Source organism: Pseudomonas sp. DCB_AW (assembly GCF_026240895.1).
Taxonomy (GTDB): Bacteria; Pseudomonadota; Gammaproteobacteria; order Pseudomonadales; family Pseudomonadaceae; genus Aquipseudomonas; species Aquipseudomonas kermanshahensis.
Map to the genome: position 1 here is coordinate 1 of NZ_JAPFCE010000145.1, position 1,991 is coordinate 1,991.

Genomic DNA, 1,991 nt, shown 5'->3' on the forward strand with positions numbered 1-1,991 from the left:
CCGTCATGCGCCAGGGCGGTCGCGCGCGAATGCCCCAGGAATATTGGCCCGAAACAAACGTAGGAGCGAGCGTTGCTCGCGATGCGCCGCGCGGGCGGCGCTCGATCTCCCAGGCGCTAAACATCCCCCGCCATACCCTCAACGCCCTAGAATACAGCCCCCTGCCAATGCCCCCCGAGATCCCCATGAACGCCCCCACCCTCAGTCGCGCCCTGATCCTGCTGATGGCCACCGCCACCGGCCTGGCCGTGGCCAGCAACTACTACGCGCAACCGTTGCTGCACAGCATCGCCCAGCAGTTCGGCCTGAGCACCGCCGGCGCCGGCAGCATCGTCATCGCCGCCCAGCTCAGCTATGGCGCCGGCCTGTTGCTGCTGGCGCCCCTGGGCGACCTGTTCGAGCAACGCCGCCTGATCACGGTGATGACCGCCATTTCGACCCTCGGCCTGGTCATCAGCGCCTGCGCACCGAGCCTGCCGTGGTTGCTGCTCGGTACCGCGCTGACCGGCCTGTTCTCGGTGGTGGCGCAAATCCTGGTGCCGATGGCGGCGAGCCTGAGTGAGCCGCATCAGCGCGGGCGTGCAGTGGGCACACTGATGAGCGGCCTGTTGCTGGGCATTCTGCTGGCGCGTACGGCGGCCGGTTTCATGGCGGAGCTGGGTGGCTGGCGCAGCATCTATGTGCTGGCCGCGGTACTGATGGCCATCACCGCCCTGGCCCTGTACCGCAGCTTGCCGCAGCACCACAGCCATGCCGGCTTGAAGTACCCAGCCTTGATCGGCTCGGTGTTCCGCCTGTTTATCGAAGAGCCCGTGCTGCGCTTGCGCTCGCTGCTGGGCTTGCTGGCGTTCAGCCTGTTCGCGCTGTTCTGGACACCGCTGGCCTTCCTGCTGGCGCAAGAGCCCTACCACTACTCGGACGCCGTGATCGGCCTGTTCGGCCTGGCAGGCGCGGCGGGGGCGCTGTCGGCCAACTGGGCCGGGCGCCTGGCCGACCGAGGCAAGGGGGCGTTGGGCACCACAGTGGGGCTGATCGTACTGCTGCTGTCGTGGGTGCCGCTGGGCTTTGCCGAGTACTCGCTGCTGGCGTTGCTGCTGGGGGTATTGATGCTCGACCTGGCCGTGCAGCTGGTACACGTGAGCAACCAGAACGCGGTGATCGCGCTTCGGCCAGAGGCGCGCACACGGCTGAATGCAGGCTATATCACCTGCTACTTCATCGGCGGTGCGCTGGGGTCGTTGCTGGGGACGCAGTTGTTCCAGCGTCAGGGCTGGATGGGCATTGTCGTGGCCGGCTTGGTGATCGGTACACTGGCGCTGCTGGCCTGGGCGCTGGCCGAGCGCAAGCGCATCAGCCGCGACATTGCAACGCACTACCCTCCGTCGCCTGAGCGTTGACTGCCTGGCTCGGGAGGGCTCAAGTAGGCGCTGGACAATGCCCCCTCCCTGAAGGACGACTTTATGACAAGACTCACGGTTCGATCCGGCGATTTCTTGCAAGGTGAAGGCGAGTATCGCAATGGATCGCTCACACTCAAGACCCCGCGCAGCCCCTCGCCTGGCGAGCGGATCTCACTTGCACGCATCAGTGACCTCAAGCTGTCCAGTTTGGAGTCCAGCCGCAGCCTGGGTACCGCCCTTGGCTGGGGTGTAGCTGGGGCCTTGGTGGCCGGGCCGGTGGGGCTGCTGGCCGGGCTCTGGCTCGGTGGCAAGGAAGAAGAAGCCACCTTCCTCGCCACCTTCAAGGACGGGCGCAAACTGCTGGCCGTCACCGATGGCAAGACTTGGTCGAAGATCGACGACAGCTGGCGCCAGCACAAGCGCCCGGCCAGCAACGACTGAATATCGCGCGGGCGTGATCGTCCAATGTTGAAGGCGGCTGTTAAGATGCCGCCTTTTTCATGGCCTGTGCCGGCCTCTTCGCGGGGCAAGCCCGCTCCCACAGAGATTGCAGCTTGCCTGAAGTTGGAGCAAATCTGTGGGAGCGGGCTT

At 65.8% G+C, this 1,991-nt stretch carries 2 protein-coding genes; both read left to right on the forward strand.

Translation table 11 applies throughout. From position 1 onward, the window contains the following. Positions 1-185 precede the first annotated feature (185 nt). Positions 186-1,397 (forward strand): MFS transporter, encoded by a 1,212-nt coding sequence (locus tag OO306_RS27960; protein WP_099428592.1) that lies wholly within the window; start codon positions 186-188, stop codon positions 1,395-1,397. 63 nt (positions 1,398-1,460) lie between these two features. Continuing rightward, positions 1,461-1,841 carry a hypothetical protein gene (locus OO306_RS27965; RefSeq protein WP_027596030.1) on the forward strand — a complete coding sequence of 127 codons (381 nt, stop codon included), beginning with the start codon at positions 1,461-1,463 and terminating at the stop codon, positions 1,839-1,841. Positions 1,842-1,991 lie beyond the last annotated feature (150 nt).